We start from the raw sequence: 21,394 nt of genomic DNA, 5'->3' as shown, positions 1-21,394 counted from the left end.
ATTTAATTCTTGTTTCATTTTTTCAAACCTGCAAAACAGTGAAATCTTACATACTTTTTAACAAACTTTTTTGCGCTTGTAAAAAAGTTTTTTTGCATTTCCCCCTCTAAAATTGCTAATATAGTAGAGTAGAACTTTTATAGAGAGTAGGAAAATTATGCACAATGGAATTCGGATGACAACTTTAGTGAAAAGGGCTCTGTTGATTTGCGCTGGGGTATTATTTACATACGAAGCTGCTTACGGATCAACACATATCGCTCTAGCAAGTACAGAGGATGAAGCGAAATCTGTTCAACTTGTAAGTGAAATTCAAACGTCCCTTGCTCCGAAAGAAGCTCCAAAGCACTATAACGGGCAAGTTAGAAAAGTCGCTTACTTAACATTTGACGATGGTCCTGGAAAATACACAGCTGAGCTTTTAGATATGTTAAAAAGTGAAAATGCAAAAGCAACATTTTTCCTAATTGGTTCAAACGTGAAAGCTTTCCCTGATCTTGTAAAACGTGAAAATACTGAAGGCCACTACGTTGGGATGCACAGTATGACTCATAACTACAAGAAGCTTTACACAGAAGGTCATTACGTTGATGAAATGAAAGAAGACCAAGGCTTAATCGCTGGCGTTCTAGGAAAAGCACCAGTATTAACTCGTCCAGCTTACGGCTCAATGCCAGGATTAAATGAAGCCCTTCGCAACAAAGTTGTAGAAAATGGTTTAAAAGTTTGGGACTGGACAATTGATTCATTAGACTGGAGATACAACAAAATGCCAGTTGACGCTGCTTCAGCTAAAATCGTAGAAAATGTTCTAGCTGGTGCTACAAATCCAACAGAAGTTATCCTTATGCACGATATTCATCCACAATCAGTTAAAGCAGTACCTGGTATTATTAAAGGACTGAAAGAAAGAGGATATGAATTAGAAGCCTACCATGAGAACGAACACTTCCCAGTAAACTTCTGGCATGATAATCGTATGTAATAAAAAGACTTGATTCCCTCTAGTAGGTTATCAAGTCTTTTTTTATCGTTTTTGGAATTTTCTTTGTTGCTCTTCAATAGAACGAATAATATTCTCCCTATCCTCTTGAGTTATACCGATAGAAAATTCGTATTCTTCTTCCTTACACCATGTGGGGTTAAGTTCCAGCGATAAGCGAATAACAATGTTAAACTCCCCTGCTTTTCCCCCCATAAATTCAAACGCTAAATTTGGTTCTATGAAATCTAGTTCGTTATATGTAGGGTTTGGTAAAGATTCAAACCATTTTATCATGTACTGTAAATCGTATGTTTGTAAAAAAGGATCCATCGTTTCAAAAACTTTATTTTCTTCTGATAGTTTCGCTTTTACTCTTAACCAATTTCTATCACACTCGTCTTTTGCATCTGCATATTGGTAATTTACAACCTCTAAATGTAATGATATTTTTTCATTTTGAAAATTCATGCATATCTCCCTTCTATCTCTGGATCTTTTGTTTTATAAATTTTTATTAATCCCGATACTTTAAATTATACTAGGTTATTTTAATCTTTTTTTAATACGGATAAATTGTTTGCATTTATTACCCTTTATACATAAAATAAATTTGATTTGCGATATAATCTGAACTAAAGTGAAGTCCATTCCTTATCCACCACATGATAATACCTACCAATGAAGCTGTTTTAATATCAACCGCAACATAATCATCAGGCAAATCCTTTTTCGTATTCTCTCTTCTCGTTTCTATTAACTCTTTTAAAAATAAAAATAGTTGCTCCTCAAATTGATTCATTTTAAATAATATAAATAAATAATTTCGGTGGTTATATAAATAATCAAGCAATTGTATTAGCTTTTGTTTTTCTGATAAATCTTTTGCATGTATTAAATCAACAATTTTATTAGAAAGCTCATTTAAAATCTCGTTAGTGATTTGTTCTAATAAATCTTGAATATCTTGATAATGTAAGTAAAAGGTTGTTCGGTTTAATCCTGCTTTTGTTGCGACTTTCTGAACCGTTAAACTTGAAATACTAGGATTCTCACATAGGAGAGAAAAAACAGCATTTTTAAACATTTCTCTTGAACGAACTGTACGAGGATCTTCTTTTTTAGGTGTAGACATTTTGAAACTCCTTTATAGATTTTCTCTTTACTTACTCGACAGTGCATACCTTCTATGTCGAGTAGTGAACATTTTCAACAAAACTGTTCATGGTCAAAGAAAATTTATTTTGTTACCATTAATTTTATCGACACAATGTCGATAAATCAAGACAACAATGAAGGAGTTTACCAATGCAAAAGGAAATATCAGAAAGAAATAAAAAAATTATATTAATTGTGCTCATTTCCGGTTGTTTTTTATCAACATTAAATCAGACGCTATTAAATGTAGCGATGAGTAATTTAATGGAAGTATTTGATGTTACAGCTGCAACCGTGCAATGGCTATCAACAGGCTTTATGCTCATAAATGGCGTTCTAGTGCCAATTACTGCATTTTTAATGAAACGATTTACAACAAGGCAGCTGTTTATTAGCTCAATGCTCTCCTTGTTTATTGGGACTGTTCTTTGTGCATGTGCCATGAATTTTGGCATTTTGTTAGCAGGAAGAATGATTCAAGCAGTTGGGGCAGGAATTATTATGCCACTAATGATGACAGTTATTTTATATTTATACCCTAGTGAAAAGCGTGGCAGTATTATGGGAACCATCGGTTTCGCCATAATTTTTGCGCCAGCCATCGCTCCAACATTATCTGGCTTTATTATTGAATATGTATCATGGAGATGGTTATTTATTGGATTCGCTCCATTTGTATGCATCGTTATTATTCTCGCGCTAAAATATTTAATGAATGTTGCTGAGACAACAAAAGCAAAATTAGATATCGTAAGTGTCATTTTATCAACGATTGGCTTTGGTTGTATTATATTCGGATTTAGTAGTGCAGGAAGTAAAGGATGGGATCATCCAATTGTTATTACTACAATTATCATCGGAATAATTGTTACAACTCTATTCTGTTTACGTCAAATAAAGTCTAGCGATCCACTATTAAATTTATCCGTATTTAAGTATAAAATTTTCACTCTTACATCAGTCATTAACGTACTCATTACGATGATTATGTATGCTGATTTAATTCTTTTACCGATTTACTTGCAAAACGGACGAGGTTTTACTGCTTTTGAATCAGGTTTACTTCTATTACCTGGAGCTGTAATTAATGCATTCTTATCACCTATCACGGGTAAAATGTTTGATAAATATGGGGCAAAACCACTCTTTATTATAGGTTTAATATGTATCATTATATCGATGTGGGGTGTAATTGATTTGACCGAATCCACCACTTATATGTATTTAATGGTTCGTACCATTATTCTACGCATTGGACTAAGTTTCATTTCGATGCCTTTAAATACAGCAGGTTTAAACGCTTTACCAAGAGAACTCGGTTCACATGGTTCCGCAGTGAATAATACCGTACGTCAATTATCAGGTGCTATAGGAACAGCAGTCATTATCACTGTGTATACAATTCAATCCACTTCACATACTTCACAGTTATCTAGTGAGAACGGAAGCATATCAACTATGCAAGTAACGAAATTAGCTTCTATCTTCAGCTCAAGTGATGCCTACGTATTTATGTTAGTCTTATCCTTTGTAGCTTTGATTATTGCATGTTTTATGCCTAAAAAAGTAGCACTCCAAAAATCCGAAAGTAAATCTTAAAACAAAAAATCCTACTCGTTTTCTATACGAGTAGGATTTTTTATTATTATTTCGTTTCCCCGTCTTCAGTCGTCTTCACCTTCGTTTTATCTTTATCACGATTGTTATAGTTATATTTAGAAGGTTCTACCGGTGTAAATCCTTCTGGTGTGTAGAATCGTAATAAGTCACCGTTAACAACTTGGTCGGAGTATTTTAGTGATTTTTGAACCATTTGCTCATTTTGTTTTATTTCATCTGTAAATTCTACAGGTTTCCCAGTCGCTGTATCATAGTATTTGCCGTTAAGTGCAGTAACTGTTGGGCTTACGTAGTTACCGTTACGGAACGGAACAACTTGTTTATGCTCTGGTGATAATAAATCTGATCCGAATTGGACATAATTTTTCGTATCTGTACCTAGTAAGTGTAATAACGTTGGAAGAACGTCAATTTCTCCGCCGTATTGATGTTGTACGCCGCCTTCCATTCCTGGTACGCGAATGATTAATGGTACACGTTGTAATTGAGCATTTTCAAATGCGTTCATTTCTTTACCCATTATTTGAGACATTGCTGCACTATGATTATCTGAAATACCGTAATGATCACCGTACATAACGATAATTGAGTTATCGTATAGACCAGATTGTTTCAAGTAATCAATGAATCCTTTTACAGATTCATCTAAATAGCGTGCTGTTTGGAAGTACGTATCTACTGATGAATCACCTGTTTTAGCTGGTTCAATCGTTGCTTCCGCTTTATCAATCGGATAAGGGAAATGGTTCGATAACGTAATGAACTTCGTATAGAACGGTTGTTTCAACGTTTGTAATAACGGAATTGATTCATTAAAGAACGGTTTATCTTTTAAGCCATAGTTTACTACATCTTTTTCATTCATATCGTAGTATGACGCATCAAAGAATTTATTAAAACCAAATGATTTATAAATTTCATCACGGTTCCAGAACGTTTTGTAGTTACCGTGGAACACTGCTGATGTGTATCCTTGTTGTCCTAAAATAGCCGGTGCTGATTGATACGTGTTATGAGCTTTATTTGTAAAAACAGATCCTTGTGGTAATCCAAACATTGAGTTCTCTAACATGAACTCCGCATCAGATGTTTTCCCCTGTCCTGTTTGATGGAAGAAGTTATCAAAGTATAACGTATTCGCATCTTTTGTAAATGAGTTTAAGAATGGTGTAACCTCTTGACCATTTAGCTTGTAGTTTAGTAAAAAGTTTTGGAATGACTCTAAATGAATATAAATTACGTTCATTCCTTTTCCTTTACCGAAATACTCAGGGTTTGGACTTGCATAAGTTGATGAAAGATAGTTTCTAACTTCTGTCATATTATCTCCATCCGCTAATGCTCGTTCTGTTGATGCTTTCGCACTTTGAATACCATCATAAATCGTAAAGTTGTACGCCCCTAAATATTTCACGATATAATTGCGGTCAAATGTTCTTGTTAACAATTCAGGACGGTCAGATTCTGCCAGACCTAAGTTAACGCTAAATAATAAAATACCTGCTACAAATACTAGAGATAATTTATGCTTCGCAACACGAATTGGTTTAGGATTTACAAATTTCGTTGCTACTAAAACAATTAAAATGATTGTATCTAAGAAATATAGTGGATCATATAAGTGTAGCAATGCAAAAATACTACCACCTAAATCTCCAAAGTTATTCGATTGTGTTAATGTCGGGAACGTAATAAAGTCGCTGAAAAAGCGATAATATACTACGTTTGCGTATAAAAGTATAGACATTAGCAAATTAATAATAATTAACCAAATGTAAGCTCGTTTCCCTTTTGCGAATAGTGCGATCCCTAAAAATAGAACCGCTGAGCTTAACGGGTTGAAAAACAGTAAGAACTTTTGGATTGTGTTCGATATCCCTAAATTAAATTCTGTCACATATGCGGCATATGTTTTTAACCAAAGTAAAATAACGGCAAATACGAAAAATCCAAAATGATTACTTAATACTCGTTTACTCTTTAATAAAAATTGTTGCATCTCTCCACCTCTTTTGATCATCCAAGGCTTATTTTATATAAGTCTGTCTCTCTATTCAATTTCTCTTCTTCAAATAGATTTTATTTGTTTAACTATATGAAGAATATTAGTAATTATAATTTGTAGCTTTTATTTATTCAACTATTTCTTTTTAAACATTTTGACCTTGGTTTCTATTTAACAAAATACATTTGTAACATTTCCTGTTTTCTCCCAAGGCTCATCCACTAATTATGACTCCACAAACTATAATCCTTTATTTCCTCATTTGCAAACTAACCTATCTCCAATTTTGGTATATTCATGTAAACTACCCAATTTCATAAAATAAAAAATGTAGTTTGGGCAATTTGCTCAAAATACACTTTTTCGACTACCGTTTATCATCCTTTGTAGCTATCCCCTCTTCTTTTAACCAATTCTTTCAGTCCCATGAATAATTACATTCCAACCATGCTCAGAGCCATCATGACACCCCTTTAAAGCTTTTTCAATATCATATTTTGTCCAATCTTCTTCATGAGCAACGATTATATTTTGTGAAAATATCATTTTAAATCCTTGTTGTTTCTCTTTTATTTCAACTGTGATTTTATCTAATAATTCACTAAACTGCGGCGTTTTAATGTGAATACTAATTTTTTTAGGACGATTCATTTCGATATATTCCCCAATTGCTCGATAATCTTTTCCGCCACGATGGTCAATAGTTTCCCAACTCCCTCCTACTTCAGGAGTATTTCCCGTTACTTTATCCGTCCCTTCCAATGTAAAAACCATTTCTTCATCATTTCAGGGTTTATCCACGCTTCAAAAATTTCTTACCATCGCTAATGTTATTTTTGAATAATTATTCATTTTAATCCTCCCCCCACTTTATATTAAAACGAATATTTTTTTACTAAAAAAAAACCCCCGCTCTCATAAAAGAAAGCGAGGGTTTTAATCATTTATTATTGACCTTTGTACATTGCATCAACTTGTTTTTGAAGTTCTTGACTTTCTAAGAACTCATCATACGTTGCTACCTTATCAACTACACCGTTTGGCGTTACTTCGATAATACGGTTTGCAATTGTTTGTACGAACTGATGGTCATGAGAAGTGAATAATAATGTTCCTTTAAATGTGATTAAACCGTTGTTTAATGCTGTAATAGACTCAAGGTCTAAATGGTTCGTCGGATCATCAAGTGTTAATACGTTTGCACCGCTTAACATCATTTTAGATAACATACAGCGAACTTTTTCTCCTCCAGATAAAACAGAAACGTTTTTCTTTACTTCTTCACCAGAGAATAGCATACGGCCTAAGAAACCACGTAAGAAACTTTCTGATTCATCTTGTGGAGAGAACTGACGTAACCAATCAATTAAAGTGTAATCACTGTTCTCGAAGTACTCAGAGTTATCTCTTGGGAAATGAGCTTGAGATGTTGTTACACCCCATTTGAATGAACCGCTATCTGGCTCCATTTCACCCATAAGAATTTTAAATAATGTTGTCATCGCAATATCGTTACGTCCGATAAATGCAACTTTATCACCTTTATTTAAAGTGAAGTTCACATTATCTAATATTTTTTCGCCATCAATCGTTTTCGAAATACCTTCAACTGTTAATAGGTCATTTCCTACTTCACGTTCTGGTGTGAAACCAACGAACGGATAACGACGTGATGATGGTCTAATATCATCTAATGTAATTTTATCTAACAATTTTTTACGAGAAGTTGCCTGTTTCGCTTTAGATGCATTTGAGCTAAAGCGTGCAATAAAGTTTTGTAACTCTTTTACTTTTTCTTCTTTTTTCTTGTTAGAATCTTGCGTTAGTTTTAATGCTAATTGGCTTGATTCATACCAGAAGTCATAGTTACCAACGTATAATTGAATTTTACCGAAATCAAGGTCAGCCATGTGCGTACATACTTTATTTAAGAAGTGACGGTCATGGGATACAACGATAACTGTATTTTCAAAGTTCATTAAGAAGTTTTCTAACCATTGAATCGCTTTTAAGTCCAAATGGTTGGTAGGCTCATCTAGTAATAGAATGTCAGGTTGACCGAATAAAGCTTGAGCAAGTAATACTTTTACTTTCTCTGCCCCTGTTAATTCAGACATCTTTTTATCATGAATATCTTCACCAATACCTAATCCTTTTAGAAGGATTGCAGCTTCTGACTCAGCTTCCCAACCGTTTAGCTCAGCGAACTCACCTTCAAGTTCTGCAGCACGCATGCCATCTTCATCACTAAAGTCTTCTTTCATGTAAATTGCATTTTTCTCTTGCATTACTTTATAAAGACGTGTGTGACCCATCATTACTGTTTCTAGTGCAGGGAATTCTTCATATTCGAAGTGATTCTGTTTTAATACTGCTAGACGCTCACCTGGCGTAATATGTATGTCACCCGTTGATTGGTCAATTTCTCCAGATAAAATCTTTAGAAATGTTGATTTACCAGCACCGTTTGCTCCAATTAAACCGTAGCAATTACCTGGCGTGAATTTTATGTTAACATCTTCAAATAATTTGCGATCTGCGAAACGCAAACTAACGTTACTTACTGTAATCATTTGTGTCCTCCTACTAATACCGCTTATTTCAGCGTTTTCTCACCGATTGTCTTAAAAAATCGCATATTACGACTCAATTATTGTAGACTATAGCTATTATATAGTAGAAGCTGGATGAATAGCAACGGTTGATTAGCTTTCTACAACGAAATCGAATAGTTTTTATCCATTCCCCTAGCTATTTTTTGTATATCATCGACCTCTTTCTAATATCCCTATTCGCTTCTCATTCTGTAATACATTGAATCATTTTTTCATTTCATATTTTATATACAAAAACCTGTAGAGAAAACATTCCCTACAGGTTTTTCTTATTTCGTATTTATTATTTTCTCTTTATAACTCTTCAATTTACTCGTCAATCCTATTAAAGCAGGTAACAATATCGGCATTACAATTAAAGCTAATAGTAAAAGAGCAACGCCAACAACGGATGCTACTTGTATAAGTGTCAATACTCCTGAAGGAATTAAAGCTGCAAATGTCCCTCCTAAAATAAGTGCCGCTGATAATACGACTCCTCCTATGTGACGAGATGCATTTACAATTTTCGTTACTGAATCCCCTTCTAGCTCATTGTATCGCATCATAACGAAGATGCTATAATCCACTCCTAAAGCGACAATCATAATGAAGCTAAAGAATGGAGCATTCCAGCTTAATGACCCTACGTTTAATACATGTGCACTAATTTGTTCACTTATACCAAGTGATGCAAAGTACGCTAAAATTAACGACCCAATAATAAAGATTGAGTTTAAGAATGAGCGTGTAATCACGATTAATACAAGCGAAATCCCTAATAACATAATCGTAGCAGTACGTAGGAAATCTTGCCCGGTTACTTCTTTTAAATCAACGTTTCTAGCTGTTGTCCCGCCAATTGCTTTTTTCGCATCATTTAGTTCTGTTCCCTTTAACGTACCATCTATCGTTTTATTAATTTCTTGAATGATAGGCATCGCTTCTTTTGAATACGGGTTTACGTCTAAAATAATTGTCATTTTAGCAATCTTTCTATTATGTGACATGTACGTATTCAATGCTTTTTGGAAATCTTCTCCTTCTAAAACTTCTTTCAGAATATAAAATTTCTCAGAGCTTTTCGACTCATTTAACTCTCCTAAATATTTTTGAGCGTCACCTAGACCGTTACTTACTTTTCCTAACCCCTCTGTACTTTTAGATAAACCTGATTGCAATTGCCCCATCTTTTCTTGTAAATCTTTCAGTCCAGTTAATAACTGTCCTTGCCCATCGTTTATTTTCGTTAATCCAGATTGTAAGTCAGCCGATTTGTTCGAAATTTGTTTTGAACCTGTAGCTCCTTCGTTCAATCCATTTTTCAGTTCAGCAGCTCCTTTTTGTAGTTGCGTTACTCCATTGTTCATTTCCTTTAAACCATTATCTACTTTTAATAATGATTGATTTGCTTCTTTAAATGAACTCATCGCTGCTTTGTGCTGCGTCGCTAATTGATTTAATTCATTTGAAAGAACACTCAATTGCTTCTGAGCTTCTTTTGCAATTCCTAATGTTTGCTGCACATTAGGATCATTTGCTAATTCTGGTTTTGTTTGAATGAAATTGTTCATTAACGTTTCAATTTGTTCATATCCTTTTTTCGCACCATCAATCGCTTGAGAAATACTTCCGAAATATTGATCGTACGAACTTAAACCTTTTTCTAACTGAGCATAACCAGCATGAAGCTGCGAAGTTGCATTTGACAGGGCATTGATATTTCCGTTTAATGATGCTAGCCCATCCTCTATTTGCTTCGCTCCTTGTGCTCCATTGTTTATTCCATTCGATAATTGATTTAAAGCTGTTCCTAATGCTGATACGCCATTTTTCGCTTCATTTGTTCCATCAATTAACTTTTGAACATTTGCAAGACTATTTGAGTCATTACTACCCATTTTATCTTTCGCATCAGTTAATCCTTCATTAATTTCTTTTATGCCACCATTTGCATCGCCTAAGCCTGTATTCAATTCTCCGGCTTGTTTATTTATATATAATTCTTTAATCTTATCTCCAGTTGGACGCGTCGGTGAATATACTTCTGAGACTCCTTTAACTTTCGAGATTTTATCAGTAAGTTCATCTAAAGTTTGTAAAGAAGTCGCCTCATCTAACTTTTTATCCGATTGAATGACTAACGTACTTGGTGAAGAAAAACCAGGCGGAAAATGCTCTTCTATTACGTTAATCCCCATTTTTGATTCATATTTATTATCCACTTCAAATAAATCATTGTAATTAAGCGTGTTAGAATATTTTAATACGAATGGAATCGATATCACGAATACGATAATTAAAGCGATAAATGGTCTTGCTACTGAATTTTTTGCAAAGAATCCCCATAAGCGACTATCCTCATGACCTTTAAATGTTTTAACTGGATAAAACATTCCTTTTCCTAAAAGCACCATGAAAAATGGATTTAAAGTAGTTAATACGAGTAGTAGTACTGCGACACCAATTGCTACCGCTGAAGTAGATTGATATAATTTAAAACTCGCTAAAGCAAGAGATGCAAAGCCAATTAGTACTGCTATCCCGCTATATAAAACGGTTTTACCTGCCGATTTAAACGTTTCTTTCGTAGCCAAAAATGCATTTTCTTGTTTACTTAATTCTTCTTTAAATCTCGTATATAATAAAATGTTATAGTCTGTTCCTACTCCAAACAGGACGACAACTACAAACACTTGCGTAAAGTTTGAAAACGGAAAATTAAATTGATCAACAAGATGGGCAATAATCCCCATTGAAATTAAATACGAAACACCAACTGTAAGAAGAGAAATAATCGGAACAACTGGTGAACGGAATACAATGATTAATACTACAAGAATGAAAATGATCGAAATAACTTCTGTCTTTTTCACGCCCTCTTGAGAGGATGTAAGAAAATCACCCGCTATTAAATCACTTCCTGTTAAGTACGTTGTAACTCCTTTCGTTTGTACTTTTTCATGAAGATTATTTACAATTTTTGGTATTTTACCATGTTTTTTATCTACCGATATTTGCGTTAAAATAGTCGTATTATCTTTAGAAACTAATTGTTTCTCCAGTTCTTTATTATCTAAATGTGAAACGACTTCCTTAATTCCTAATTGCTCTTTTTCATTTTGCAGGGCATTGATCGTTTTCGTTATTTCCTCTTTTTGCTCATTTGTTAAAGCCTTCTTACTTCCACTATTAAAGACAGCTATAATTTCATACTTTTCAGCCCCTTCTTTATCCATCTCCTTTATCATCTTGTCAGCAATACTGCTTTGTTCTGTATTAGGAATCGTGATTTGCCCTTTTTCCTTCACTAACTGATCCATATTAGGCATCGTTACGATCATTGCAATAGTAATAACTATCCATAATAGAAGAGATAAACTTCTCCAACTTTTTAGCTTGCTCATTTGAATCATCTCCTGTTATTAGAGTTTCATGGTGCATAGAGAATGAATATTCATTCCCTGTTTTTGAAAATATCATTTCGGAATGAACGTTCATTCCTATTATCCTATTAAATTATTTTTCAATTCTATTAAATCACTCCCTGCGGAATGAATATTCATTCCATTAATTGTACAGATATATCATCTCCTGTAATCGTTTTTTATATTTATTTAGGAATGAATGTTCATTCCTGTCCTTATAAAGCTATAGAATCAAATGATTCTAATAGCATTCCAAGAGCTTTCTTCCAATTCTTTTACTAATTCTTTTGAGTATTCTAACTGCCCTGTCGCCATTACTTTTATTAATTTTTCAAGTGGTTGATATACAATAATAATTAAAGCAATTATAGGCAATGGACGAAGAAAACCTTTTTCGATTCCATCTTCAATAATATTCATAAAGAAGCCTATAAAATCGTCAAATATTTTCTTACTCTGTTCATCAAGAAAATAACTATCACAGTGCGAATTTGTAAAAAGAAAAGCATCCACATTGTTTCTCGCAAATTCAAATAAACGGTTATACGTATGACTAAACTGTTCTCGAATATTTGCTTCAACAGGAAAATCAGTTTTTATTGTTTCAGATAGCTGTAGCATGCTTTTTGAAAATAATGAGTTAACGAGTGCCTCTTTATTTTCAAAATAGCGATAAATAGTACCAGCGCCGACATTTGCTTTTTCAGCGATCATCGGAATTGTCGTACCATCGTAACCACGCTCTGCGAAAAGTTTTATAGCAGCATCAAAAATATCCTCTTGCTTATTTTTAGCCATTTTTCTCACCTCAATTTTCAGGAATGAAAATTCATTCCGTTTATAATTATAAATTACATGGATTAAAAGTCAAGTGGTTAACATTCATAATGCTTCATTAAAAGCAGCAATGTACTATGACTAATTATAGTACATTGCCATTTAAACATTAGTATGCCGCACAAAGCTTTACAAAATTAAAAGAAATCATAAATAAACGGCTTACGCACCGGCACTACATTCTCAAATGCACGTATCTCCTCTTCGCTACCGCTTATTAAGTCTATTTCATTTAATTCTAGCGGTCGCTTGTAACCAAACATAATAGTAGATAACGCATTAATATCGATTTGAATTCCATTTTCTTTTGCTGTTTCTTCTTTAACGATTGTTATTTCATTATTTTTAAGTTGAACCGTTACGTTATTCCACGGTGCAAATGAATCTGTAATATGTAAAATTACTTCTTGCTCTTCGTTGTTCCAGTTCCATTCATATTGTTTGAAAAACTGTTCTACATCTACAATTCTTCCCATGAAATATGGAGTTACTTCTGCTTTTACTCGTGGTTCTTGTAATGTGTAAAGAAGTGGTTCTGTCTCACTTAGTATCATTTCTAGATCTTTAATCATAGAATCATGTTGGCAGATGAAGTTCCAAAGACCAATTCTTGCTTCATTATGTAATGGGACAAATTCTTCTACTTTCATTTTAGAATTCTCTATTTTGTATAAAATGTAACCAGCCGCCGTTTTATTTTCATCATAGTAAACTGCCAATGTTAAATCATGATACACCGCTTGTATCCACCATTTACGTCCGCGAACTAACATACCAGAAAATCGTTCTGCAAATGTTTCATATAGATTCTCTACTTCTTCTGGATGATTATCTTTACTAAAACGTTTCACTGTACCATTCACTTGTTTTTTAATTATTAAATCGCTCTTTGTCATCTGACATACGATTCGATTCGCACAAAGTTCCCAGCCGTATTTACGATAAAATGAAACGGCAAATGGATGTAACATCGATACACTATATCCATCTCTTTTCATAGTTTGCAGTGAATGCTGAAGTAACTCTTTTACATATCCACTTCTTCTATATTCCGGATACGTCGCTACCCCCGCAACGCCGCCCATTTTAAACTTTTCTTTTCCTATGTAAATATGAAAAGGAATTAAGTGCAACTTTGCAGCTAACTCTTCTCCTTCCATAATACCGTATATTTGATGGCTTTCCTTCATTCTTGCAATTTTCTGCTCTATCCATTCTTCATTTGCTTTATATTGAAAAGCATATTCTGATAAACGTAATGCCTCTCTAAACTTATCTTCTTTTAATTGTATAACGTTCATATATTTCTCCTCCATTCCTAGTTTGAATTATATCATAATTCAAACTATTATAGTTCGGTAAGTGAAATTACGAGGATGTTTCAACAAAAGATATCGATTTAGAACCAATCTAACATAAAGGCTCTTTTCAACTGCTTTCTATTGGCGGCATAAGAATATTAAAAGCCTTGCGTTCTCTTGGGTTTGCGAAGCTAAGAGGTACCATTGAAAGTGATGAAACTTATGACAACGGCAACATTACGGGCATAAAAAAAACCAGTTGATTGAGAGAAACTGGTTCAATAAAGGTTTTATATTGGATATTCATTCAACCAAATTAATGCTTGTTCATAATCATCGAAAAATTTTACGGATTCTTTTGTATTGGATTGTTGTAAATAATTCATTATCTCCCCTTCTTCAAGGAGAAACGCAATTGCCTTACTGTGATTCAWAATGGTTTCATTAAAGAACTTATCTTTCCATGCTTTTTGAACAGAAAAATGATCTGGCGTGTATCCTTTTCTATCCACCAACAATTTGTATTTCCGACCCTCGGAAATGAATTGCTGACAAACCTGCTCGAAGCCATTAAACCATTCATAAACATCAGCTGTATTAATCTTGCCAATTAGATGGGTAACAATTAAATCCCCTGAAACTGTTGTGCTGATATTCTGTTTACTCAACTTGGAACCATCTCCCTTAGTTACAATTATGCGTAAAAATCTCATAAAATCAATAAGGATAAAATTCTTACGCAATAAAGCAACATTATTTACGAAAAAAGCCAACATAAAAAAGCAGATACATTGCATATCTGCTTCTCATCACTTTATTTAGCTAACGTTTGCAGTTCTTCAAAAAATGTAGGATACGATACACCTACTGCTTCTGCATCTTCAATCGTTGTTTCTCCTTCAGCTATACAGCCGGCAATCGCAAGCATCATTCCAATGCGGTGATCACCGTGACTATGTACTGTAGTTCCTTTTAGCTTACATTTACCGTAAATAATCATTCCGTCGTCGGTCGCTTCAATACGAGCTCCTAGTTTCGTTAGTTCAGCAACGACTGTATCAATACGGTTCGTTTCTTTTACTTTTAATTCGTGTGCATCTTTAATGACTGTAATTCCTTCTGCTTGTGTTGCTGCTAAAGCGATTACTGGAATTTCATCGATTAATCTTGGGATTATATCTCCGCCAATTTCGATTCCTTTTAGTGAAGACGTTTCGATTGTAATGTTTGCAGCTGGTTCAGATGCCCCTTCGTTAATTGACTCTACAGTAAATGTAGCACCCATTTTCTCTAAAACATCTATAATACCTGTACGTGTTGGGTTCATTCCTACATTTTGTAATACTAGTTTACTATTTGGGATAATTGCACCTGCTACTAAGAAAAATGCCGCTGATGATACGTCACCTGGCACTTGAACATCTGTTGCGGTTAACTTCTGTCCTCCTGCTAGTTTCACTGTTTTCCCCACGCGAGTTACTGTAACGCCAAACGCCTCAAGCATTCTTTCTGTATGATCGCGGGAAATATGAGGTTCGGTAACAGCTGTTACACCTTCTGCGCGAAGGCCTGCAAGTAAAATAGCTGATTTCACTTGCGCACTTGCTACCGGTGAAGTATATTCAATCGCCTTTAAATTCCCGCCTCGTATTGTGAGCGGCGTAAACGTTCCTTCTTTTCGGCCATCAATTTTTGCACCCATTTGCTTTAGTGGATTTGTTACACGTTGCATCGGTCTCTTCGCAATTGAAGCATCACCTTGCACGCAAGAAAAGAATGGTGTGTTTGCAAGTATTCCTGACATTAATCGAATCGTTGTACCAGAATTACCAACATCTAATACAGCTTTTGGCTCTTGTAAACCTTCTAATCCTGTTCCAATTACCATAACTTCGTCTCTATTTTGTGTAATCTCTACTCCCATTTCTTTAAAACAAGAAATAGTACTTAAACAATCCGCACCAGGAAGAAATCCTTTAATTGTTGTTTTACCTTCCGCGATTGCGCCAAACATGACAGCGCGATGGGAAATTGATTTATCTCCAGGGATTGTAATTGTGCCATTCAATCCGTTATTTACAGTTTGTACTCTTTTTTCTTTCACGTTGTCACCCTCCTCATTAAATTGTTTCATACGTTTGGTATTCTTCTTTTCCGAGCGCAATTTTTGCCTGCGTTCGATCCTCTTCTCTTTGGAAACTAATTCGTAAAACTCCGAGCAATCCTTCTCGCGCTTCTAATATTTGCAAGTTCGTAATACTAATTTCTTCTTCTGCTAGAATGCTTGTGATATGGGCTAATGCCCCTACTTTATCTAAAACGTCGACGTATAAGTCGTGATAGGCAGGAATCGCCCCTCTTTTTCGAACTGGTAAAGAGTCACGATATTCTTTCGCATCTGCAAAATAACTTTGTATTTCTCCTGCATCTCCTTTAGAAACCGTCTTATATAGCTCTTCCATTTCTGAAATCCATTCTTCTAATAGTTCCAATAAATGCCCGCGATTTTGCTTTACGATATCACTCCACATTTTCGGACTACTTGATGCAATACGTGTTATATCTTTAAATCCGCCTGCCGCTAGTTGATGAATAAGCGGATTATCACCAGCATGTTTCTCAACTTGTTTTACTAATCCTGCTGCAATTAGATGCGGAAAATGGCTAACAATTCCTGTTATATAATCATGTTCTTTTGTATTTAATACAAGAAAATGAGAGCCTGTTCCTTTTAACCATTCTTTTAGCTCGTCTACTTGATCCGCCTGCACGTGATTCATTGGCGTTAAAATGTAAAATGCGTTTTCAAAAAGGTGTGCCTTTGCACTTTCAACTCCTGTTTTGTGAGAACCTGCCATCGGATGACCGCCGATAAATGAAACTTTCTTTGTTAATAAAGCTTCCGCTTCATTCATGATTGTCCCTTTCGTACTTCCTACATCGGTAACAATGACATCTTCTCGTAAATGAAATGATGCAAGTTTGTGTAACAACTTTTTCGTTTCTTCAACTGGAGAGGCAAATACAATTAAATTTGCCTCCTCACATGCACGCTGTAAATCTACTGCTACTTCATCAACTACGTGCAATTCTTTCGCGCGTTCTACTTGTTCTTTAAATATGTCATAACCGATAATCGTTACATCGTGCTCTTTTTTAATCGCTAATGCAAGTGAGCCTCCTATTAATCCAGTACCGATTAATACTACCTTTTTACACATTTGCCTCATCTCGAGACTTACCTTTTTTATTTTCAAAGTGTTGTTTTAACACTGAGATCACTCCTTCATTTTGTTCCCTAGTTCCGATTGTAATACGGACACCATTTGGGAACGGACGAATAATAAACCCTGCATGCGCACAAGCTTCATAAATTTCCCCAGCATCATCTACCGGCAAGAAGATAAAGTTCGTTTGCGACGGATAAAATGGAATTTCACTTTCCGTACAAAAACTCTCGTATTGTTGTAATCCCTCTGTATTAACACGTACAATTTCTTCAATAAATGCTTCATCGTTAAAAGCAATCGTCGCTGCTTTTTGCGCTAATGAAGATACGTTAAATGGCAAACGTACGACATTTAATTTCTCGATTAACTCTTCCTGTCCAATCGCATAACCAACGCGGAAAGAAGCTAATCCGTACGCTTTAGAAAACGTTCTAAGTACAAGAATGTTGTTATGTTTTTCTAGAAGCGGTAATGTCTCAGGGAAATCTTTTGCTGTTACGTATTCATAGTACGCTTCATCAATGACAATTAACGTATTTTCACTAATGCTTTCAATGAATTGAGTCAATTTTCGCTCATTCACATATGTGCCTGTCGGATTGTTCGGATTACAAATCCATACGATTTTTGTATGTTCATCAACTGCTGAAGAAATTTCATCTAGATCATATACACCGTTCTTTAAAGCAATTTCTTTCACTTCACAGCCTTCAATAATTGCATGATGACGGTACTGAGGGAATGTCGCGCCGGCAGTTACGATATTATCTCCTTTACAGAGCACTGCACGACTTATAATTTGAATGACTTCATCAAGTCCACTACCACAAAGCACTTGTTCCATTTGCACTTGTAATTTCTCTGCAATTGTTTGACGGAGTACTTCAGCACCTCCGTCAGGATATAAAGCATGTTCCTGCCACGATTTTTGTAATTCTCCTAAAACACGAGGTGAACAGCCAAATGGATTTTCATTTGATGCTAACTTAACAAATGAATGATTCCCGTATACTTCTTTCATTTGCTCTGGTGATTTACCTGGTTTATACGGTTGTAATGATGATAGTTGATCTTTTACTCGCATGTTAAATCCACCTTTTCATTAAAATTCTTTTGCGTATTTGTTATGTTGCGAAATATTTTGTTTTAGTAATTCCATGCGATCTTTTCCGAATTGCTCGACTAGTGCACCGGCAAGTTCCCATGCAACGACAGCTTCAGCTACAACACCTGCTGCTGGTACTGCACAGCTATCAGATCTCTCAATACTCGCTTGGAACGCTTCTTTCGTATCAATATCTACGCTTGCTAACGGTTTATATAATGTAGGAATTGGCTTCATTACGCCTCTTACGACAATTGGCATACCTGTTGTCATACCGCCTTCTAAACCGCCGGCATTATTCGTATTTCTCGTGTATCCTTTTTCTTCATCCCATAAAATTTCATCGTGCACTTTACTTCCCGGCTGTCTTGCCGCTTCAAAACCAATTCCGATCTCAGCACCTTTAAACGCATTCACGCTCATAATAGCACCGGCAAGTTTTGCATCTAATTTGCGGTCGTAATGAACGTAGCTACCCACTCCAATTGGCATTCCTTCTGCAACGACTTCGACAATACCGCCTATAGAATCTCCGCTACTTTTCGCATCATCAATCGCATTCATCATCTCTTGTTCTACTTCTTTATCTAAACATCGAACTGGTGAATTTTCAGTTATCGTTTGAATTTCTTCAATTGGTAAGTTTGAAATACGCTTCGCTTGTACCCCACCAATTTCAAGAACATGTCCTGCGATTTCCACGCCTAATTCTTTCAAAATTTGTTTCGCAACTGCACCAGCAGCAACACGAACTGTCGTTTCTCTTGCAGAAGAGCGCTCTAATACGTTTCTTATATCACGATGGCCGTATTTAATTGCCCCGTTTAAATCCGCATGTCCTGGACGTGGTTTCGTTATAGTACGTTTCATTTCTTTACTTTCTTGCTCCGAAATTGGTTCAGCACCCATTACTTTCGTCCAATGTTTGAAATCATCATTTTTTACGATTAACGTAATTGGTGAACCAAGTGTCATTCCGTGACGTACACCACTTGCAATTTCAACTGTATCTGTTTCAATTTGCATGCGTCTTCCGCGCCCATGCCCTTTTTGTCTTCTTAATAATTCTTTATTAATATGTTCCGCTGTTAATGTTAAACCTGCTGGTACACCTTCTAAAATAACTGTTAACTGCGGCCCATGTGATTCTCCAGCTGTAATATATCTCATTTCTCTTGCCCCTTTACTATTTTTTTGTACAAAAAAGTCCCTACTGAGCGCTCAGTAGGGACGATGTTTATCGCGGTACCACCCTAGTTGTAGACTTCTTTCGTCTACCTCTCTTCTTCTTTAACGATCGTTTGACCGTCTTTCTCTCCAAAAGTTGGCGGGAAAGATGCTCCAAGGCTGTAATTCATGCTTACCTTTGTACTGATTCACACCGGCCATCAGCTCTCTTTAACAGTGAGATAAGCACTACTGTTTCCTCTTCAGTGCATTTATGATATGGAATTAAGATAATTTATTTTTGAAACCTTTTAACTCATCCATGAATCTATGGAATTCTGGAATATCCATTTGTTGCGCAGAATCTGATAACGCAACTGCTGGGTCTGGATGAACTTCAGCCATTACTGCATCTGCTCCAATAGCAAGTGCCGCTTTCGCTGTTGGTAATAATAGATCTCTACGTCCTGTTGAATGTGTTACGTCAACGATAACTGGTAAATGTGTTTCTTTCTTTAAAATCGGTACTGCTGAAATATCTAATGTGTTACGTGTCGCTCTTTCGTATGTGCGAATACCACGCTCACATAGAATAATTTGGTCGTTTCCTTGTGCAATAATGTATTCCGCTGCATTAATGAACTCATCAATTGTTGCTGCTAATCCACGTTTTAGTAATACTGGCTTATTAACCTTACCTACAGCTCGTAGTAAATCGAAGTTTTGCATGTTACGTGCTCCAACTTGAATTACATCAACGTATTCTAGCGCCATTTCTACGTCATTCGGATTTAAAATTTCACTAATAATCGCTAAGTCGAACTCATCTGCTACTTGTCGTAAAATTTGTAAACCTTCTACTCCTAAACCTTGGAAATCGTATGGAGATGTTCTCGGTTTGAAAGCACCGCCGCGCATTAATTTAAGTCCTTGATCTTTCATCGCTTGCCCTACTTGGCGAACTTGCTCTAAACTTTCTACCGCACAAGGTCCCATGATGAACGTTTGTGTTCCGTTTCCAATCAATTCACCTTTAACATTAACAATTGTATTTTCTTTTTTCTTTTTACGTGAAACTAGTAATGCTTTACGGTTATCATCTTCTTGTAATTCTAAGCTTGCTTTGAAAATCGTTTTGAAAATATGTTGAATCGTTGACGTTTCGAATGGTCCTTCGTTATGCTCTGCAAGCATATCAAGTACTTCACGCTCACGTACTGGGTCAAAACGTTTCGTACCTTGTACTTGCTTTTGTTCCCCAATTTTTTGAACGATTTCACCGCGTTTGTTTAATAAGTGTAATAGTTGTAAGTTAATTTCATCTACCTGTTTACGTAATTGATCTAATTCATGATTTGCCATTTGGAAATCCTCCTCTAATGTTTTAAAAGTATAGTAAGAGAATGAAAAATTCTCTATTTTCTGAACTGATAAATTATACAAATTTAAAGTGGAATCGATACCTCTTCTTATTTTAAACTAATAATTACCATAAAGACACTAACTACTGGTTAATAAGCCACTTTTTTGTACAAAAAAGCCCTACTGATTCAATCAGTAGGGACGATATTTATCGCGGTACCACCCTAGTTGTAGACTTATTTCGCCTACCTCTCTTCATTGTTAACGATCATCTGACCGTCTTTCCCTTCATAAAGACAATAACTATCTTTACTACGAAAAAGATGCTCCAGGACTGTAATTCGCTCTTGTTTTTGTACTGGTTCGCACCAACCACCAGCTCTCTGTTACAGGGAAACAACAACTACTTCTTTTCCTTTCAACGCGTGACTATTTTATTTTCAAGTTGGACCACTAAAATACAAAAAGTCCCTACTGAATAAATCAGTAGGGACGATATTTATCGCGGTACCACCCTAGTTGTAGACTAACTTTCCGTCTACCTCTCTTCACTGTTAACGATCAATTGACCGCTTTTCCTTCATAAAGACAATACTATCTTTACT

At 35.3% G+C, this 21,394-nt stretch carries 16 protein-coding genes and 3 other annotated features (1 of these 19 running past the window's edge); of the genes, 2 read left to right on the top strand and 14 right to left on the bottom strand.

All coding sequences use genetic code 11. The features are described from left to right. The first annotated feature begins 157 nt into the window (after positions 1-157). On the top strand, positions 158-985 hold the full coding sequence (locus tag AC1DS7_RS12190) for a peptidoglycan-N-acetylglucosamine deacetylase (RefSeq protein WP_002142216.1): 828 nt from the start codon (positions 158-160) through the stop codon (positions 983-985). Between the two features lie 42 nt (positions 986-1,027). Here the strand turns inward: AC1DS7_RS12190 and AC1DS7_RS12185 are convergent, their stop codons facing one another. Beyond that, on the bottom strand, positions 1,028-1,453 hold the full coding sequence (locus tag AC1DS7_RS12185) for a WapI family immunity protein (RefSeq protein ID WP_002142217.1): 426 nt from the start codon (positions 1,451-1,453) through the stop codon (positions 1,028-1,030). Between the two features lie 118 nt (positions 1,454-1,571). Further along, positions 1,572-2,117, bottom strand: coding sequence for a TetR/AcrR family transcriptional regulator (locus AC1DS7_RS12180; protein ID WP_016101194.1), 546 nt, complete (start codon positions 2,115-2,117; stop codon positions 1,572-1,574). A gap of 173 nt (positions 2,118-2,290) precedes the next feature. Here AC1DS7_RS12180 and AC1DS7_RS12175 point away from each other — a divergent pair, with 173 nt between their 5' ends. Beyond that, positions 2,291-3,739 carry a DHA2 family efflux MFS transporter permease subunit gene (locus AC1DS7_RS12175; RefSeq protein ID WP_016101193.1) on the top strand — a complete coding sequence of 483 codons (1,449 nt, stop codon included), beginning with the start codon at positions 2,291-2,293 and terminating at the stop codon, positions 3,737-3,739. 46 nt (positions 3,740-3,785) lie between these two features. Here AC1DS7_RS12175 and ltaS read toward each other — a convergent pair whose 3' ends face one another. The 12 genes from ltaS to AC1DS7_RS12115 all read right to left on the bottom strand — a co-directional run bounded on the left by ltaS (position 3,786) and on the right by AC1DS7_RS12115 (position 20,789). Continuing rightward, complete coding sequence (gene ltaS, locus AC1DS7_RS12170; RefSeq protein WP_476999017.1) at positions 3,786-5,759, bottom strand: lipoteichoic acid synthase; 1,974 nt, start codon at positions 5,757-5,759, stop codon at positions 3,786-3,788. A 411-nt stretch (positions 5,760-6,170) separates the two neighbouring features. Continuing rightward, the gene (locus AC1DS7_RS12165; RefSeq protein ID WP_476999000.1) at positions 6,171-6,539 is read right to left on the bottom strand and encodes an SRPBCC domain-containing protein; all 369 of its coding nucleotides are present in this window, start codon (positions 6,537-6,539) and stop codon (positions 6,171-6,173) included. A 173-nt stretch (positions 6,540-6,712) separates the two neighbouring features. Then, entirely contained in the window at positions 6,713-8,338 is a 1,626-nt protein-coding gene (locus AC1DS7_RS12160) for an ABC-F family ATP-binding cassette domain-containing protein (RefSeq protein ID WP_002032778.1), read from the bottom strand. A 311-nt stretch (positions 8,339-8,649) separates the two neighbouring features. Then, complete coding sequence (locus AC1DS7_RS12155) at positions 8,650-11,766, bottom strand: MMPL family transporter (RefSeq protein ID WP_476998999.1); 3,117 nt, start codon at positions 11,764-11,766, stop codon at positions 8,650-8,652. Positions 11,767-12,018: 252 nt separating this feature from the next. Beyond that, positions 12,019-12,585 carry a TetR/AcrR family transcriptional regulator gene (locus AC1DS7_RS12150; RefSeq protein WP_002013443.1) on the bottom strand — a complete coding sequence of 189 codons (567 nt, stop codon included), beginning with the start codon at positions 12,583-12,585 and terminating at the stop codon, positions 12,019-12,021. A gap of 176 nt (positions 12,586-12,761) precedes the next feature. After that, the gene (locus AC1DS7_RS12145) at positions 12,762-13,925 is read right to left on the bottom strand and encodes a GNAT family N-acetyltransferase (protein WP_016101188.1); all 1,164 of its coding nucleotides are present in this window, start codon (positions 13,923-13,925) and stop codon (positions 12,762-12,764) included. Positions 13,926-14,215: 290 nt separating this feature from the next. Beyond that, complete coding sequence (locus AC1DS7_RS12140) at positions 14,216-14,722, bottom strand: STAS/SEC14 domain-containing protein (protein ID WP_476998998.1); 507 nt, start codon at positions 14,720-14,722, stop codon at positions 14,216-14,218. A gap of 17 nt (positions 14,723-14,739) precedes the next feature. Continuing rightward, the gene (gene aroA, locus AC1DS7_RS12135) at positions 14,740-16,029 is read right to left on the bottom strand and encodes a 3-phosphoshikimate 1-carboxyvinyltransferase (protein WP_016101186.1); all 1,290 of its coding nucleotides are present in this window, start codon (positions 16,027-16,029) and stop codon (positions 14,740-14,742) included. 16 nt (positions 16,030-16,045) lie between these two features. Next, positions 16,046-17,146, bottom strand: a complete 1,101-nt coding sequence (gene tyrA / locus AC1DS7_RS12130) for a prephenate dehydrogenase (protein ID WP_002084896.1) — start codon at positions 17,144-17,146, stop codon at positions 16,046-16,048. Further along, the gene (hisC, locus tag AC1DS7_RS12125; protein WP_305926323.1) at positions 17,139-18,239 is read right to left on the bottom strand and encodes a histidinol-phosphate transaminase; all 1,101 of its coding nucleotides are present in this window, start codon (positions 18,237-18,239) and stop codon (positions 17,139-17,141) included. The genes tyrA and hisC overlap by 8 nt, the downstream gene beginning before the upstream one ends. 18 nt (positions 18,240-18,257) lie before the next feature. Further along, the gene (aroC, locus tag AC1DS7_RS12120; protein ID WP_012261155.1) at positions 18,258-19,430 is read right to left on the bottom strand and encodes a chorismate synthase; all 1,173 of its coding nucleotides are present in this window, start codon (positions 19,428-19,430) and stop codon (positions 18,258-18,260) included. A gap of 53 nt (positions 19,431-19,483) precedes the next feature. Continuing rightward, positions 19,484-19,703 (bottom strand) — a binding site (T-box leader). 9 nt (positions 19,704-19,712) lie between these two features. Continuing rightward, positions 19,713-20,789, bottom strand: coding sequence for a bifunctional 3-deoxy-7-phosphoheptulonate synthase/chorismate mutase (locus tag AC1DS7_RS12115; RefSeq protein WP_002013433.1), 1,077 nt, complete (start codon positions 20,787-20,789; stop codon positions 19,713-19,715). A gap of 194 nt (positions 20,790-20,983) precedes the next feature. After that, positions 20,984-21,220 (bottom strand) — a binding site (T-box leader). Positions 21,221-21,274: 54 nt separating this feature from the next. Beyond that, positions 21,275-21,394, bottom strand: a binding site (T-box leader) (it continues 117 nt past the right edge of the window).

The organism is Bacillus sp. P4_E1 (assembly GCF_056401715.1).
The sequence above is the reverse complement of the archived record's forward strand: the minus strand, read 5'-3'. Positions and strand labels throughout refer to the sequence as shown.